The organism is Sutcliffiella horikoshii (assembly GCF_021991925.1).
In the GTDB taxonomy this organism is placed as follows: domain Bacteria; phylum Bacillota; class Bacilli; order Bacillales; family Bacillaceae_I; genus Sutcliffiella_A; species Sutcliffiella_A horikoshii_F.
Window position 1 is genome coordinate 450,737 of sequence record NZ_RXZI01000002.1, and the last position, 17,429, is coordinate 468,165.

Annotated in this window: 13 protein-coding genes; 9 read left to right on the top strand and 4 right to left on the bottom strand. The window is 42.5% G+C overall.

Features of this window, described 5'->3' with window-relative positions; genetic code table 11:
• The 5 genes from EKQ44_RS07605 (at position 1) to EKQ44_RS07625 (ending at position 6,292) form a co-directional block, all read left to right on the top strand.
• Positions 1-1,419, top strand: coding sequence for a glycoside hydrolase family 43 protein (locus tag EKQ44_RS07605; protein WP_237662952.1), 1,419 nt, complete (start codon positions 1-3; stop codon positions 1,417-1,419).
• A gap of 28 nt (positions 1,420-1,447) precedes the next feature.
• Positions 1,448-2,620, top strand: coding sequence for a galactokinase (locus tag EKQ44_RS07610; RefSeq protein ID WP_237662953.1), 1,173 nt, complete (start codon positions 1,448-1,450; stop codon positions 2,618-2,620).
• A gap of 15 nt (positions 2,621-2,635) precedes the next feature.
• Positions 2,636-3,625, top strand: a complete 990-nt coding sequence (gene galE, locus EKQ44_RS07615; protein WP_237662954.1) for a UDP-glucose 4-epimerase GalE — start codon at positions 2,636-2,638, stop codon at positions 3,623-3,625.
• A 31-nt stretch (positions 3,626-3,656) separates the two neighbouring features.
• Positions 3,657-5,192: a UDP-glucose--hexose-1-phosphate uridylyltransferase gene (galT, locus tag EKQ44_RS07620; RefSeq protein ID WP_237662955.1), complete on the top strand. Its 1,536-nt coding sequence runs from the start codon at positions 3,657-3,659 to the stop codon at positions 5,190-5,192.
• A gap of 167 nt (positions 5,193-5,359) precedes the next feature.
• Positions 5,360-6,292 (top strand): DMT family transporter, encoded by a 933-nt coding sequence (locus EKQ44_RS07625; protein WP_237662956.1) that lies wholly within the window; start codon positions 5,360-5,362, stop codon positions 6,290-6,292.
• A gap of 98 nt (positions 6,293-6,390) precedes the next feature.
• Here EKQ44_RS07625 and EKQ44_RS07630 read toward each other — a convergent pair whose 3' ends face one another.
• Both EKQ44_RS07630 and EKQ44_RS07635 read right to left on the bottom strand, forming a co-directional pair.
• The gene (locus EKQ44_RS07630; protein WP_237662957.1) at positions 6,391-9,222 is read right to left on the bottom strand and encodes a leucine-rich repeat domain-containing protein; all 2,832 of its coding nucleotides are present in this window, start codon (positions 9,220-9,222) and stop codon (positions 6,391-6,393) included.
• A 317-nt stretch (positions 9,223-9,539) separates the two neighbouring features.
• Positions 9,540-10,064, bottom strand: a complete 525-nt coding sequence (locus EKQ44_RS07635; RefSeq protein WP_237662958.1) for a competence protein ComK — start codon at positions 10,062-10,064, stop codon at positions 9,540-9,542.
• Between the two features lie 275 nt (positions 10,065-10,339).
• Between EKQ44_RS07635 and galU the strand changes: the two genes are divergently transcribed.
• Together galU and EKQ44_RS07645 are read left to right on the top strand one after the other, a co-directional pair.
• Complete coding sequence (gene galU, locus EKQ44_RS07640; protein WP_237662959.1) at positions 10,340-11,224, top strand: UTP--glucose-1-phosphate uridylyltransferase GalU; 885 nt, start codon at positions 10,340-10,342, stop codon at positions 11,222-11,224.
• 321 nt (positions 11,225-11,545) lie between these two features.
• Complete coding sequence (locus tag EKQ44_RS07645) at positions 11,546-12,022, top strand: VanZ family protein (protein WP_237662960.1); 477 nt, start codon at positions 11,546-11,548, stop codon at positions 12,020-12,022.
• Positions 12,023-12,125: 103 nt separating this feature from the next.
• On the opposite strand, the gene EKQ44_RS07650 is transcribed toward EKQ44_RS07645, so the two are convergent.
• Together EKQ44_RS07650 and EKQ44_RS07655 are read right to left on the bottom strand one after the other, a co-directional pair.
• Positions 12,126-13,505 (bottom strand): Glu/Leu/Phe/Val family dehydrogenase, encoded by a 1,380-nt coding sequence (locus EKQ44_RS07650; protein ID WP_237662961.1) that lies wholly within the window; start codon positions 13,503-13,505, stop codon positions 12,126-12,128.
• A 109-nt stretch (positions 13,506-13,614) separates the two neighbouring features.
• Complete coding sequence (locus tag EKQ44_RS07655) at positions 13,615-15,258, bottom strand: diguanylate cyclase domain-containing protein (RefSeq protein WP_237662962.1); 1,644 nt, start codon at positions 15,256-15,258, stop codon at positions 13,615-13,617.
• A gap of 314 nt (positions 15,259-15,572) precedes the next feature.
• Between EKQ44_RS07655 and EKQ44_RS07660 the strand changes: the two genes are divergently transcribed.
• Together EKQ44_RS07660 and EKQ44_RS07665 are read left to right on the top strand one after the other, a co-directional pair.
• Entirely contained in the window at positions 15,573-16,541 is a 969-nt protein-coding gene (locus EKQ44_RS07660) for a carbohydrate ABC transporter permease (protein WP_237662963.1), read from the top strand.
• Positions 16,541-17,368 carry a carbohydrate ABC transporter permease gene (locus tag EKQ44_RS07665; protein ID WP_237662964.1) on the top strand — a complete coding sequence of 276 codons (828 nt, stop codon included), beginning with the start codon at positions 16,541-16,543 and terminating at the stop codon, positions 17,366-17,368. The genes EKQ44_RS07660 and EKQ44_RS07665 overlap by 1 nt, the downstream gene beginning before the upstream one ends.
• The last annotated feature ends 61 nt before the right edge of the window (positions 17,369-17,429 follow it).

A 17,429-nucleotide genomic window follows, 5' to 3' on the forward strand; every position in this document is an offset into this window, starting at 1 on the left:
ATGACATATCAAAATCCGGTTATTTCTATTGCGGGATTGGACCATGGAGATCCCGCGGTACTTAAATATAACGGCACTTATTATCTTTATCATACAGGACCAAGGGAAATAAGGGTTTATACCTCAACGGACTTAGTGAATTGGGAGGCGTGCGGAATTGCATTGCAGGCCTCTGCTGACCAGGACCATTGGGCTCAGATTGATTTATGGGCGCCGGAAATCATCCATGAAAACGGCACTTTTTATATGTATGTGACAGGTGCCGTCAGAAATGAAAATGGCCACGGGAATGATGAGATAAGAAGAATAGGGGTGGCTAAAAGTAAAAGCCCGACAGGCCCATTCACGCTTGCTAAAGAGCCACTGACAGATGAATGGTCCATCGATGCCCACCCTTTCAAGGACGAGGATGGAAGCTATTATATGTTTTATAATGTCCGCAACGAGTACACCAGGGGGCCAAACAATGTCATCGGAACCGGAAATGTGGTCGATCGGATGATAGATTTAGAAACGTTGAGCGGGAATCCAACCATGGTAGTCGCTCCTGAGCATTTGTGGGAAGGAAACAAAGAGCACAGCTTCTTTTGGAATGAAGGACCTTTTGTTTTGAAGAAAGATGGTACTTACTATCAGATGTACAGTGCAGGCTTCTTTGGAGATGATACGTACGGCGTCTATTATGCAACCTCTTCCAAACCGATGGGGGACAATGGGATGGAGGATAAGAGCTGGTCGAAATGGAAAGGCGGAGAGCCTATTTTAAAAACCAATGAGGCATGTCATGGGCCGGGACATCATGTCGTGGTGAAAGGCCCAAATGGCGTAGATGACTATATCGTTTACCACGGCTATGAACCTGAAGAGAATGTCGGGGAAAGAAGGGTCAGGGTTGGCCGCTTTCAATGGCAAGGGGACCACATATGGCTGGAGCCTCCAGTGAAAGGTGAACTGCCGCTCCCTGTCGTGCCGACTTATGATGGTCGATTTACTTCATCCATCAGTGATTTGAATGCTGGACTGTTAGCGCATCAACATCCAGATTTTCATTTTGAGAAAAATATCTCTCTTCCAAGTAGCGGTGTGAAACAGGTGCATTTCTTATCATTCCTCCAAAGCAACGGAAATAAGGTGATATGGTCATTTGATATGGAAAAATCCATTCTCAAAACAAAAATACATGGAGAGTCCGAACAGGTGCAGGATGAATACCCATTGCCTGATGCTCATGATTTTTCTGCTTATCATTTTGTTCAGGTCAAGAAAAGGACTTCTACCCTTTCTCTCTATTTAAACCAACTACTTGTCTGCTCCATTGAACTGGAGGGAGAGGCCGATGGTACTATTAATTTTCCTTTTCGCGAGGATGAAGGGCTTCAAGTGGAAGGTACAGTCTTGACATCCTTGAAGGGGAAATGATGCTTTAAATTGAAAGGAGGTGCCCTTGATGCTTGAAGGGTTAGTAAAGGATTTTGCAAAGGTGTTTGGTGATGCTCATCTTGTCCGGGCATTTTTCGCACCAGGCCGTGTCAATTTGATTGGAGAGCATACCGATTACAATGGAGGTCATGTTTTTCCTTGTGCATTAAGTGTTGGGACATATGCAATCGCAAGGCGAAGGGACGACAAGGAAGTGAACGTGTATTCCAAGAATTTTCCCGAAGAAGGAATCATTAATTTCCAGCTTGATCACCTAGTTTACAATGAAAAAGACAATTGGGCCAATTACCCTAAAGGTGTCATCCGCGAATTTGTGAAGAATGGTTATGAGCCGGATGATGGGTTGGACGTTTTATTTTTCGGAAACATCCCAAATGGTGCGGGTTTATCCTCCTCTGCATCCATTGAACTTGTTACCTCTGTCCTCCTGAAGTCATTGTTCTGCTTGCAGGTGGAAATGGTCGACATGGTGAAGATGAGTCAAAAGGCAGAGAATGAATTTATGAAGGTAAACTGCGGCATCATGGATCAATTCTCCATTGGAATGGGGAGAGCAGATCATGCGTTGCTGCTTGATTGCAATACACTTTCCTACACATACAGTCCAATCAGCCTCAAGGATGCTACCCTCGTTATTGGAAACACCAACAAAAGGCGTGGGCTTGCAGATTCTAAATACAATGAACGAAGAACAGAATGTGAACAGGCATTAAAGGAAATACAGGAGCACCACTCCATACAATCTTTAGGTGATCTGACACCAAGCCAGTTTGAAGAAGTGAAACATCACTTAACCAATGATGTCATCCAAAGGCGAGCAAAACATGCCGTGTATGAAAATGACAGAACAAAAGAAGCCGTACATTTGCTTGAAATGGGTGATATTAAAGGATTTGGCCAGCTGATGAATGACTCCCACCGTTCCCTTAGAGATGATTATGAAGTGACTGGCCTTGAGCTGGATGCTCTTGTTGAAGCAGCATGGAATCAACAAGGAACCATAGGAGCTAGAATGACTGGCGCTGGATTTGGCGGCTGTACTGTCAATCTCGTGGAGAATGCACATTTGGATGAGTTCCTGAAAAATGTGAAAAGGCAATATGAAGAAGTAACCGGATTGGTACCTGAATTTTACACAGTAGAAATTGGTGATGGGGCAAGGGAATTGAATATAGGCTAAGGAGATGATAAATAGATGGCTGTATTAGTATGCGGGGGAGCCGGTTATATTGGAAGCCATGCGGTCGTGGACCTGGTGCGAAGAGGGGAAGATGTCATTGTAATTGATAACCTTAAAACAGGGCATGCAGGCTCACTTCACGAAAATGTCCGCTTTTATGAAGGAGATATTCGGGACTTCGACTTTTTAGAAAAGGTCTTTGACGAAAATGAAGTCGATACGGTTATCCATTTCGCAGCAGATTCCCTTGTTGGAGAAAGTGTCCAAAATCCATTGGCTTATTATGACAACAATGTCTACGGGGCACTTTGCCTTTTAAAAATGATGAAAAAGCATCAAGTGCATCGAATTGTCTTCTCATCAACCGCTGCAACATATGGTGAACCCGAAAACATCCCTATCCTGGAAACAGATCCAACGAATCCAACAAGCCCTTACGGTGAAACCAAGCTTGCCATTGAAAGGATGCTGAAATGGAGTTCGGTTGCTTACGGATTAAATTTCATTGTCTTGAGATATTTCAATGTGGCGGGTGCTCACTTGGAAGCGGATATCGGGGAGGACCATACACCAGAAACCCACCTGATTCCCCTTATTTTGCAGGTAGCACTCGGGAAGAGGGAGAAGATCATGATTTTTGGAGATGATTATCCAACAGAAGACGGTACATGTATCCGCGATTATATACATGTCACCGACCTGGTCTCCGCTCATTTGCTTGCGGTGGATAAGCTGCGAAATGGTGGAGGGAATGGGACGTATAATCTTGGCAATGGAAACGGTTTTTCTGTCAAAGAAGTAATCGAAACCGCCCGGAAGGTGACACAAAAAGAAATCTCGGCAGAAGTTGCCCCGCGCAGAGCTGGGGACCCTGCTAAACTGGTCGCCTCCTCTCTCCGTGCAAAAGAAGAATTAGGCTGGAATCCACAGCACTCTTCCATGGAAGAAATGATTCAAAGCGCTTGGAAGTGGCATCAACAACATCCCGAAGGATACAAGAATTAAAGTTTTATCCAAATGAAGGGAGTGGTTTAACGTGACTGTAAATATTTACGGAAAGATAGATCAGCTTATTCAATATGGCCTGCAAAAGAAGCTGATAGAGGACCAAGATATAGCTCACACAAGGAATTCCATCCTATCCATTTTAAAGCTGGAGGATTATACACCAGCTCCAAATTCCGTGGAGGCTGGCGAGCTTCACTCTCCTGTCCCGATTTTAGAGAAAATTTTAGATTGGGCGGCAGACGAAGGTTTGCTGGAGGCCGATACTGTCACTTACCGTGACCTTTTGGATACGAAAATAATGGGCTGCTTTGTTCCAAGACCATCAGAAGTAACAAAAGAATTTAATCGGATCAATGAAGAGGAAGGGCCGGTTCAGGCGACAGAATATTTCTATAAACTAGCGAATGACTCCCATTATATAAGAAGAGATCGCATTGAAAAAAATGCGCATTGGTTGGCGGAAACGGAGTATGGCAATCTAGAAATAACCATTAATCTTTCCAAACCTGAAAAGGATCCAAAGGCTATCGCCGCTGCACGGAACATGAAAGAGACAGGATATCCATCCTGTTTGTTATGTGTGGAAAATGTGGGATACGGTGGTAGGGTGAATCATCCTGCACGTCAAAACCTCCGGACCATTCCTCTTTCCTTAATGGAGGAACAGTGGCATCTTCAATTTTCTCCTTATGTTTACTACCACGAACATGCCATTGTATTAAAAGGTGTACACGAACCGATGAAAATTTCAAAAAACACCTTTCACAGATTGGTAGAGTTCACTGACAAACTCCCACACTATTTTGTCGGATCTAACGCTGACCTCCCAATTGTAGGTGGTTCCATCCTTAGTCATGATCACTTCCAAGGTGGATTTCATGATTTCCCGATGGCCAAAGCAAAGATAGAGGAATCCTTTTCCTTATCAGGCTTTCCCAATGTGACCGCAGGGTGGCTTTCTTGGCCGATGAGTGTCATTCGTCTCAATGGCCTTGTAAAAGAGGAAATCATCGAGGCTGCAGATACCATCTATCAAGCGTGGAAAAATTACTCCGATGAGACGGTTGATATTCTTGCCTATTCGGAGGATACCCCGCACAATACTGTGACCCCGATTGCCCGCAGAAAAGGGGAACTATACGAATTGGATCTAGTACTGCGGAATAATCGAACAAGTGAAGAACACCATATGGGAATCTTCCACCCACATGAGGAAGTGCACCACATCAAAAAAGAAAACATCGGCCTTATAGAAGTAATGGGACTTGCTGTCCTACCCGGCCGCCTTCAGGAAGAGTTTCGGATTCTTGGGGAACTGATGGTATCTGATAATGGGTTGGACCGTTTAGCAGCTGATGACAATATGAAAAAGCATCTACATTGGGCTAAGAGAATAATAGAGAAATATCCAGAGGTCCGCACACCTTTAGGAGACGTGGATGTGCAGGCGATTTTGAAAAAAGAAGTTGGGTTGATCTTTGCACTGATCCTCGAACATGCTGGAGTCTTCAAACGCAACGAGGAAGGCAGGGAGGCATTTCGGAGGTTTTGCCAGACGTTGTAACTTGATGGTGTAGGTAGAAGGCTGGAATATGACAAGGAATTGGAAAACATCTAATGAAAAACTAGAACTTGCCACTATACGGTTGAATCTTCTTTATGCTACCATATGAAGAAACAAAATTACGGAAGGATTGATATCACTCTTCCGTACCAAGGAGCCCAACCGTAATGCACCACACTAAATACTACCTATCGCTCCTACTCATCATGATATTCTGGGGCATGAACGTTCCATTAGTTAAAATCCTTGTGGAGAACTTGAGCCCTGTCACCATGACCGCTTTCCGCATCATGACAGCAGGCCTCACCGTCTTTCTGATCCTCTCCATATTCAAGCTTGTCAGGCTTCCAACCAAAAGAGAATTCTACTATATCATTCTAGGAGCCTTCCTTAATGTAGTCTGCCATCATTACTTTTTATCGATAGGTCTAAAAGGGACATCCGGCACGAATGCAGGAATTATTTTAGGGGCAGGGCCAATACTGACTGCTCTGATCGCCACCGTATTACTTAAAAAGAAAACAAACCTCCAACGATGGACCGGCTTCCTCCTCGGCGGGGCAGGTGTTGCAGTCACCATCCTTGTAGGTAGCAATGGTGTATCTGAAATAAACATCGGAGATATTTATGTATTCTTGTCCATCCTTACGCAAGCCTTCAGCTTCATCCTCATCAGTAAACTGGCAAAAACCCTGGATCCACGCTTGCTGACAGGATACATGCTGATCATTGGCTCGCTCACGTTAATGATTATCGGTTTGATGACGGAACCAGGAGCAGTGAAGGAATTTACAACGATATCTTGGCATGTGTGGCTTGCCTTTTTCACATCAGCCATTATCGCCACCGCGCTTGGCCATATGTCCTATAACTATATGATTGGGAAAATTGGTCCCGCAGAAGCCTCTATTTTCTTGAATTTCACACCGTTTTTCGCATTAATTGGCTCGGTCTTTTTGCTTGGCGAAAAAGTGACAATCTTCCATCTGATAGGTCTCGTCCTGATCGTGGCAGGAGTGTTATTGGGATCTGGTGCATTGGATCGGAAAAAATTATCGAGACAAGAACCGGTCAATCATTTAAGGGGAATCGGGAGATAAGCAATATAACCTAATAGAAAACAGCCGAGCAGAGAATGGATCCCCGCTCGGCTGTTTTCTATTATTATAACACTTGTAAGACTGAGTCAATCTAATATTTATGCTACCACTCTGCGTCGTGTCCACCAGAATCCTGCTGTTCCAATCATCAATAAGGCCAATCCAACCAGGATGTAATTTAATGTGTTGGTGGCTGTGAAAGGAAGCTTATTCCCTTTCTTGGTAACTGGTGTTGGCTTATTATCTGTTTTGTTTTTGTCCTTATCCACCGGTTTTACTACAACTGGTGTTTTATCTTCTTTTTCTTTCTCTACAGGTTTTTCCGTTGCAGGTAAAGTTGTGGCTGTTATGGACTCATAATACAGCCAGTATTCTTCCTCTTCATAATTAACCGCAGGGGCAATGGCAAGGTCGTACGTAGTATCCGCTTCAAGGTCCGTATATGTGTAGGAAGTCGCATCAGTAATATCGATTACTTCTTCATTAAGAAGGATCACGTAATAATCCACGTCTGCATTCCACTTATATGTCCACTCAATCTCTATCGTACTCTCCGTTACATCCACCAAATCAATTGTTAATGGATTCGGTCCGTAGTAGTCTTCCTCAGATAGGTAAACCATTACGCCAAGTGCTCTCAGTTTTTCCACTACTTCAAGCTCTGGGGAGCCTTCTTCAAAAGTTAACCCCTCAATTCCGAAAAGGGTAACTTCCCATAGGTAGTCAAGTTCCAGGAGAACGCTTATATCTGTGATCTTTGTGTTATGCAAGTAAACAAATTGCAAGTCAAGTAATCCGCTCAAGCTGGAAATGTCCGTAAGTGGATTATCAGACAGATCAAGCATGTAGAGATATAGGCCATGCAAAGGTTTGATGTTTGTGATCAAGTTATCTGATAGATTTAAAGATTCCAAGGATTGAAGTCCCTTTAAGGGAGAAAGATCCTGGATATGGTTGCCGGTGAGTGCCAAGTCATACAGATTCACTGCATGCTCCAATCCATTCAACTTTTTGATATCCATCCATCCAGCAAATAAATACTCCAGTCTTTCCATATCTGATTGCTGAATTTCACGGTTGATAGATTGAAGTCCAAGTTCTAAACGAATCGCTTCTCTCAAACCTTCATCAGGAATGTTCACAACATCTCCGGTTGGCGGTGCTAGGGTCTGTGCCATTTCAAAAGTGTCATAGAGCAGCTTTCCGCTCGGATCATACATCTCTACTTTGATAATGTAATCTTTCACTGGATCAAGCCCAACAATGGTCAGTTCCGTCATTTTCGTCTCTTTATAAAGCTTATCATTTACATAGACTTTGTAAGTGTATTCTTTTTCATAGTCCTTTTCATTCTCGGAATAATACCACCAAGAGGCAGAAATGCTTTGTTCCGTCACACCATACAAGTACAACTCAAGAGGTTCGAAATAATCTTCCTCCAAAACATCCACATATACACCTGCTTCTGCCCAAACATTTAACAGTTCCCACACGGGTGCTCCAGGTGAAAAATCAATTTTCGTATCTGCAATTGTCACAAAAGTCAGGTTCAGCAGATTTTCCAGAATAGAAATATCGGTGATTTCTGTATTATGCAAGAATAAGCCTTCCAGGTTTGTAAGTCCCGCTAATGGTTGAAGGTTAGTGATCGGGTTATTAGCTAAGCCTAAGAAATATAGCTCCTTTAAATTGTTAAGAGGAGTAATACTCTTAATTTTATTCTCCTCCAAGTCTAGGAAGAAAAGCTTCGTTAAGCCTGCAAGCGGAGTAATATCGGTAATACTATTGGAGGATAAGAAAAGGAACTCCAAATTGACCGCCTTCTCCAATCCTTTTAGGCTTATGATTCCAAGGGAGCTTGCATCCATCATGGTCAGGTGTTCCATATCGCTCTCACGAATTTCTCTATCCAATTTCATCTGTGTTTTGAGGGCCTTTTTAAGATTTGCATCGTCAAATTTGACCACCTTACCAAACGGAGCGGGAAGTGTCTTGATTTTCAACGATTCTTCCACTAATACATCATTTGTTTTATTTAAAGCTTTCACCTTGACCTCATAAACAGTGTCAGGTGTTAAATTAGTAAACTCATAGTCTGATAATCTAGGTCCGCCGGCTGTGATAAGTGTGTCATTAAGATACAGCTCGTACGTGGAAATTCTACCAAGGTTCTTATTCACATAACCAAACCACATAACACCAAAGGAGTGTTCATTGACGAACAGTTTGTCGAGGAACATGAAAGCTTCCGCATTCTCATCAATTAGTGTACTTTTAAGATAATTTTCTTTTTCCGAAGGAACGAAATTCATTTCGGCTCCTTCTACTTCCTCAACGGAAACGGGAGCACTTTCATCGACTTCAACAACATCTTCGCTAGCAGTCGGTTCAGAGGAGGAATCTTCTGTTTGCTCCTCTTCTTTGACATTGGTGCTGCCTTCAGATACATCTTCCTGCACTGTTTCTTCCGGCGCTTGTTTAGATGAATCTACATTTTCTTGGTCATAAGATAATTCTTCCTCTGCAGGTGCTGCCGGTACCTTTGCAGTAAGTTCGTTACTCTGTTGAATTTCTTCAGCGTTTTTCCACACAACACTGTACACGATAGTGGTTGGTTCTTCTACCTTGTCCGTATATGTATAGACTTTCTTGCTTTCCGTAGCTAAGCTAGCCACTTCTTCAGGGGTGACTTCTACTTCTTTACCATTCCTTACTAGAAGGAAACTCTGAACACCAGCCGAAGATGTGAAATCCTCGCCATACGTTTCCCACACTAAAACATTGCCTTCTTCCGATGATACTGCTTCCGTTAATGATACCTTGGCAAGCACTCTTTCAGTTCCTTCCGAAAAAGTCTGTGCAGCAGGACTAAGTAAAGAAAGTAGTAAGGTGAATACAACTGTTACATTTAGCCAAAAACTTCTTTTCAACTAAAACAATCCCCCACTTCCAAATTTTATAATATTTACCCAACAAAAAGAGTATATCACTAAAGTTCGTTTTAGAGAACGGTAAAATTAAGTGATTCTGTATTTAAAGTGGAAAAAACGAAATAAAACTACTAGTTTTGAAAAGATGCGTGGTAGAAGTTGAAGACTTTGAATTGAGGTATATATCCGGGTTCTTGTTCCACTTCAAAGAACTGTAACGAGAACCTGGATTCCTGTCTATTAGTAACAGATTGGTGTAACCTTCCCCTATAAAGGTTGCAGCAATATCTTACTAATTCATGGTGAAGAAGTTCAGACTATCTGAAATCTTTACGAGTGCGCCTAACTTTTGGATTTAATGAAAAATTGTATTGTTTGTTGGAACAGAATCTTGTCAATACAACAGAAGCTTTTTTTACCTGCTCATAAACTGTTATGGCAGATACATCCAACTCTAGGTATTCATGATTATTAAAATAAACGATACATTTTGTGGAGGAAACAGATTCAACATGTGATAAATGTTGCAGGAACAGCCAACAGCATGCTTCCTGATCTGGTGAATGGGTTGGAATGGCTATAATTCCTTCCGTTTGGTCAATCAAGATTGGTGTCTTCTGAATATAATTGGTGAAATGAATGGTTGCGATCCTTCTCCCCTCGTAAGTGCAACTGTCATCCAAACAGCCTCTATGCAAAATTTCCCTTGTTGTCTCATCTGTCATAAATTTCCCCTCTATATCCATTATCTTTGTCTGATACTGAGGATGACGATGAGACAGCAAAGCCATCGTCGTAAGGCCAATCCGATATTGATGAATCACATTCAATTCGTTACCCATACTCCTAAATCCCTCCCATACAAGTTAAAATAAAGCGCTTACTTTATTTATTATAATGTATAGTGGTAAAAAATACCTAGTACTTTTATGAGAAAATTGTTCTTTTTTGTAAATATATGTAGGTATTGTATAGTGGTTAGATTATTAGTCCTATAAATCAGAGGATATATTAATTCTTTGTAAATTTAATATTTAAGAAAGGACATCCTCACATCAACTAGAATTAGTTTAAGAGTATGTGTAACTTTCAAACTCCATGAAAAGGTGGTAATTGTATGTCTGTAAAAAAAGCGATAATTCCTGCTGCAGGGATGGGAACGAGATTTCTGCCCGCCACCAAAGCTCAACCAAAAGAAATGTTACCAATTGTAGATAAGCCGACAATCCAGTATATCGTTGAAGAAGCAATTGCATCTGGAATAGAGGACATAATCATTGTCACAGGTAGAGGGAAAAGAGCCATAGAAGATCACTTTGATAAGTCCTATGAGCTAGAAGAGACACTATTGCGAAAAGAAAAGTATGAAATACTCGAAGAAGTACAGCAAATTTCCTCCATGGCCAATATCCATTATATTCGTCAAAAAGAACCACTAGGTTTAGGTCATGCCATTTGGTGCGCCCGAAAATTCATAGGTAATGAACCTTTTGCAGTTTTATTGGGAGATGACATCGTTCAATCAGAAAAACCTTGTCTCAAACAGTTAATAGATATCTATGAAAGGTATAATTGTGCAGTATTGGGTGTAAATGAGGTCCCAAATAAGGATGTAGTCAAATACGGAATTGTAAATCCGAAAGGACATATGATAGAACCTAGTGTTGTTCATGTTCAGGATTTAGTGGAAAAGCCCTCAGAGGAACATGCACCATCTAACCTTGCTATCATGGGTAGATATATTCTTAGACAAGAGATATTTGATATATTAGAAAACCTCCCAACTGGTGCGGGTGGAGAAATACAACTTACTGATGCAATCAGGCAATTTAATCAGAAACAGGCGGTACTCGCATACAATTTTGAAGGAACACGTTATGATGTGGGAGATAAAGTAGGCTTTATCAAAGCGACCATTGATTTTGCTTTACAAAGGGATGAATTAAAAGAAGATATACTAAATTACTTGGAAAGAGTGGTTAAGTATAATACTGAGTTTTGATAATTGTATAGTAATAGAAAGAGCCACCGTAGAATGATGGCCCAAGTGTTTCTTTATATTAGAAATGGGACTACGCATCCGATATGAATTACAACCGTTCTCCTTTAGCTCAAAATAATCTCTCTGATAGAAAAAATTCTTAATCCGCCCACCCGGAAGATCCCAGTGGATACTACTACATAATTATATGATTATATGCCACATAGGAAGAGGTTTCTATAAGGCAAGAAGGCAGGACCGATGGAGGAGATGGGGAGGTATATGCTATACTATCTAGATATCTAGTGAAATTTTAACAGTTTGTATTAAGGGAGAAATAGGATGTATTTTCAAAAAAGAATGCTAGCGGTAGTGTCCTGGGGCCTTGTTGTTAGTTGGATGGCTCTAATTTTTTTACTTTCCGCCCAGCATGCCGAGCAATCAGCAAATCTGAGCGGTGGTATCACCGAGCTGGTAAATGAAGTAGTTGAAAGAGTTGCGCCTCAGACGGACTTACATATAGAACAGATTAGCTATTTTGTAAGGAAGAACGCGCATTTCTTTGCTTATTTGTTGCTTGCGCTCCTGACTTTGAATGCGCTGAGAAGGAGTGGGGTGAGAGGTAGGAAGAGTGCTGCTTTGGCATTTGGCATCTCTGTACTCTATGCCATTTCCGATGAAGTGCATCAGCTTTTTGTCCCAGGAAGAAGTGGCCAGGTGAGTGATGTGCTGCTTGATAGTGTGGGGGCATTGACGGGGATTGGATTGTACGTGCTCCTTAGTCAAAGGAGAAGAAAGAGGAAAATGGGACAAATATAAAGAGCCGGAATGAAGGGATGGATGCCCTGGCATTCCGGCTCTTTTTTTGGGTTTCTTTAGTGCTTTAATTGATTGAGGGTCAGACCCCTTTTAACACGATACCTCAATAAAGCTTCCCTTGCCTATAAAGCACGGTGGAGAGCTTCATGACGGAGTGGATGTAGCAGTTTTGCCTTAGTGGGTGGGGGTCACCGAAGAAGGCTGGTAATATGGTGTCCATGGTGTTTTTCATTTTGTCGAGCAGGAGTTTGTATACCTGATCCTCTGAGTAAAATTGGGTTTCCCGTCCTTGCATCCACTCTAAGTAGGAGACGATGACTCCACCTGCGTTCGCCAGGATATCTGGTATGATGATGACCCCTTTATCGCTGAGGTATTCGTCTGCCTCGCTTGTCACTGGAGCATTGGCTCCTTCTACTATGATTCGTGCTTTGATCTTTTCTTTATTGGTGTCATGGATTTGGTCCTCAAGTGCTGCAAGGATCATTACGTCCACGTCCATGTACAATAAATCGTTCCTATCCATGATGGTTGCTTTTATATTCGCATCTAAAAGCTGGTTCTCTCCGGTTGGTAGATCACCATTATTCAGTGCAACAAATTTTATCAATGCTGGAATATCCAATCCGTCTGGGTTATGCAGAGTGACATTCCGGTCACTGACGGCTACCACTTTGTTTTGCATGTGCTGGCATTGATAAGCCTCAAGCGCAGCAACCGACCCAACGTTTCCAAAACCCTGCACGGCGATTGTCATGGGGCTTCCGTCGTATTCCAAAGCGGTCTTAGCAAAAGCATTATCCGTATTAGAAAGAAATTTTCTTTGGTTTTGTAAGAAGTCATGTAACAAATAGCGGAAAGTAAAATACACACCCTTACCAGTTGCTTCCCGCCTTCCCAAAGATCCTCCATTTATGACACTCTTTCCAGTAAAGCTTCCCTTATAGGCCTGGCCAGGCCGTATGCTTTTGTACTCCGCCATCATCCAATCCATTTCACGCTCTCCGGATCCCATATCAGGCGCCGGGATGTCCTTGTCCGGTCCTAGGATATCACTGAAGTATTGGACATATTTTTTGCATATTAGGTGAAGTTCCTTCTCGGAGTAAGATCTGGGGTCCAGTACAATACCGCCCTTGCCTCCACCATAAGGTACATCATGTAATGCGTTCTTCAATGTCATAAGGGAAGCCAAGTTGATGACTTCATCCTCATTCACCGATTCATGAAAGCGGATCCCGCCTTTATATGGTCCCAAGGCATTGTTATGTTGGACCCGGAAGGCAGGAATTCTGACAACGCTTCCATTTTCAAGCGCGATACGCAAAAACGACTTATGTAAATGGTTCGGTGTGGAAAGGATAGCACCAAGCGATGTAAATGCCTGTTTTCTTGCGTCCCCATCAAGCTCCGGTAGGAAAGCAGAATCCTCCAATAAAGCATCCAAAGACTCCTGTACAATCATTCTCGTCTGACTAATCATAAAAGACCTCCATCTTCTCTATATTTTCTAAAAAGTATAACATAATAAAAAAAGAAGCACCTTCGAGAAGGCTTACTCGAAGGTGCAGAGAAAAAGGGTCAGACCCCTTTTACTTCTCTACCGCACTAAAACCACTGACTTGGTAGCCGTTGCGGCCGGCTTTTTTGGCGGCGTAGAGGGCTTGGTCGGCTTTGCGGAAGAGTTGTTTGGCTGTTGTTCCGTTGGCTGGGTAGGTGGCCACGCCGATGGATGAGGTGACTTTGATTTGGTGCCCTTGGATGGTGTATGGGCTTGCCAAGGTTGTCAGGATTCGTTCTGCTACTTTGTCCACCTGTTCCAAGTTGTCGATGTCGTGCAGCAGGATTACAAATTCGTCGCCGCCTAGTCTGGCCACCATATCTCGTTCTCTTATACACTTTAATAAACGTTTGGAAAAGGCGATAAGTAGGTCGTCCCCCACTTCATGCCCATGTGTGTCGTTCACTTCCTTTAGATGATCGCAATCAAGGAAGAACACGGCAAGCATGGCTTTATTCTTTTCGGCCTCGGCCAAAGATTCTTCCAGCTTATCCTTCAACATTCTGCGATTAGGCAGCTCTGTCAGGCTATCATGATAGGCTTGAAAGGTTAGCTGTTCTTGGAGTTTTTCTCTTTCTCTTTCCATAATTCTTTTGTCCGTAATGTCTTGTGCGATGATATAGGTCCCCTTGGTGATGCCTTTTACAATAATGGGGACATTCGTTACGGATAAATAAAGGTCACGACCCTTGGCATCGGGAAAAAGTAGTTCGTAGTTTGCCACCTTACCACGCTTTGTCTTGTCCAGGTCTAGTTCAGGCACAACTTTATTTGCGTATTTTACAATGTTATAGCCAATAATTTCTTCTTTAGAGTAGCCTGTGATTGTCATACAGGCATCATTAGTATTTTGAATAACCCCTTCATCATCTACCATACAGACCGCACTTTTATGATAAGAAAATAGAGATTTGTACGCGTCATGGCTTTCCTCGAGCTTTTCTTCCAGTTCCTTTAAATGCTGGATGTTTCGATAAATCATCGAAATGGCTACGACTTTCCCATCCTCATTAAGGATAGGTGAATAGCTGATAGATGTGTGGATGGCCATTCCTGTTTTAGTCAACCGAATGGTTTCTTCAGTGGGTACGGACTTTGCTTCCTTAAGTAAGGCCAGGGTTTTCCACGATTGCGGTTTCATATCTTCTGGTGTAACGGCAAGGGACTCCAAAGGCTTTCCAATAAGTTCGCATGTATTCCAGCCGAATTGTCGGACAAAGGCTTTGTTAATTTTAAGTATAAAACCATCGGTATCGATGACGAGCATAGCATCTACTGTATTTTCTACTAAGGATTCGAGGAAAATATAATCTTCCGCCTTCTTTTTTTGGGCATTTAAGGTCTTAGTGATTCCAAGAACGAACGTCTTCTCATCCTCTTCAATAAAAGTCAGGCTTGTTTCTGAGGCGGGTAAGTCTGCAACAAACAGGTTAAGGTCTGAATAGGTGACAGGTTGCCTGGTTTCAATGCATTTTAAATAGTTCTCATTTATTAAGGTATATACGGATTGGGGAAGGACATCCACTAGCCTCTTTCCGACCATGTCTATTTTAAGCTTCTGCTGGGCAGCTGGGTTTACTTCTGTGTACCACAGTTCGTGATTCTTCCACTCTACCAAAAAGACCATATCGGCCATATTTTCAAAAAACAATGAAAACTGCTGCTTAATATTCATTTTATTCCTACTTTTCTTGAAATATAGTAAAATTTCCTCTTATTATACCAGAGAATATGGAGCGAATTAACAAAAAGAAGTGAAAAAAGTAAGGGTGAGGGGTCAGACCCCTGCAGGAATTTCCCCTCTCATGTCGAAGGCGCAAAAAAATTTTAAAAAAGGGTCAGACCCCCAAAGGATTTTCCCTCTTCATGTCGAAGCCCAGCGGCCATCGGTCAATTTAGTACTCCTAAGGTGTCAATTGAGTGGCCCTGAAATGTTGTGGAAGCGTTTTATAATGTAGGAAAGCGTTTACAAATAGGCGGTGAGTAACGATGGAGACTAAAATTGAACCTAAGGTGGATCCTGTTGTGCCGAATACGTCAGGCAGGACGAAGTTGCATGATGTGAAAGGCGATCCGAAAAGGAAAGCCAGGCTTAAGAGTATTTTAACGTACACGGCGTTTGTTGGCCCTGCACTTATCTTTTTCTTTGTAATCCAAATCATCCCGTTCCTGATGGGAATCTATTATTCTTTTACTTCCTGGAATGGTGTCAGTTCTGCCATTGAATGGGTGGGGCTTGCGAACTACAAACGAATTTTCACAAATGATGAAGTATTCTTCAACTCTTTCATGTTCACGACAAAATTCATGTTCGCGGCAGTTATCATCAGTAACTTGATAGGCTTCGGCCTCGCGCTGTTATTAAACGCAGCACTGAAAACGAAAAACATACTCAGAACCGTCTTCTTCATCCCGAATGTCATCGGGGGACTATTGCTCGGTTTCATCTGGCAGTTCATTTTCGTAAGAGGATTCGCATCCGTTGGGGAACTTACCGGACTTTCCTTCTTCCAGCTACCATGGCTTGGAGATGAAACAACGGCATTTTGGGGAATCGTCATCGTATTCGCTTGGCAAATCAGCGGTTACATGATGATCATCTATATCGCAGCGCTACAAGGGGTGGACAATTCCCTGCTTGAAGCGGCAAGGATCGATGGAGCGAACAGCTTCACCCTTATCACCAAAATCATCATCCCGTTAATTTTACCGGCCTTTACGATCTGTTTCTTCCTGACGATCGCCATGGCATTCAAAATATTCGACTTGAACCTGAGCTTAACTGGCGGTGGACCATTCAACTCGACACAGTCGGTGGCCATCAACATTTATCAAGAAGCGTTCCAGAATAACCGTTATGGCCTCGGAACGGCTAAAGCAATCATCTTCTTTGTAGTCGTAGCGATCTTCACGACATTCCAAGTAATGGCGACAAAGAAAAGGGAGGTTGAAGCATAATGGATCAAAAGTATACAAAACGAACCTTTGTGCTGGAAATTATCGGCATCCTAATTGCAATCATCTTCCTCATTCCCTTTTATTTTGTCATTATAAACTCGGTAAAAAGCTTTAGTGAAATACTGATTGACGCGGCTGCATTGCCGACAGAGATCCTTTTTAGCAACTATGCAAAAGTATGGGAGATCATCCAATTTCCACGTGCTTTCTGGAACTCGCTGATCATCACGGTTCTCAGTAACATTGGAATTGTTGTCATCAGTTCGATGGCAGCATGGAAAATGGTCCGCACTCCCGGAAAGTTTAGTAAAATATTATTTGTCATCATCGTTTCCGCAATGGTCATCCCGTTCCAAACGGTTATGATCCCATTGATGAAACTAGGTGGAGCACTTAATCTAATCAACAGCATCCCAGGAATCATCATCATGTACTTCGGTTTCGGGGTTCCGCTATCGCTCTTCCTTTACCACGGATTCGTCAAAACGGTCCCAGTGGAGATAGAGGAAGCGGCAAGAATCGATGGCTGCAGTCAGTTCGGGGTATTTTGGAGAATCGTATTCCCGTTACTTAAGCCGATCACGGTGACGGTCGTCATCCTGAACACACTATGGATCTGGAACGATTACCTGTTGCCATTACTGGTACTTCAATCGGCAGAGCTCAGAACGATCCCGCTTGCCACAAGCTCGTTCTTTGCCCAATATACGAAACAGTGGGATATGGGGCTTGCCGCATTGATGCTCGGTATCGCACCAATCATCATTTTCTTCTTATTTTTACAAAAGCATATCATCAAAGGTATTGCTGCAGGTTCTGTTAAGTAAGCTTTGCAAGGGCTGCAAGTTGCAAAGCGCACATTTTGCAGTTCCTGCCAGGTTACTATAA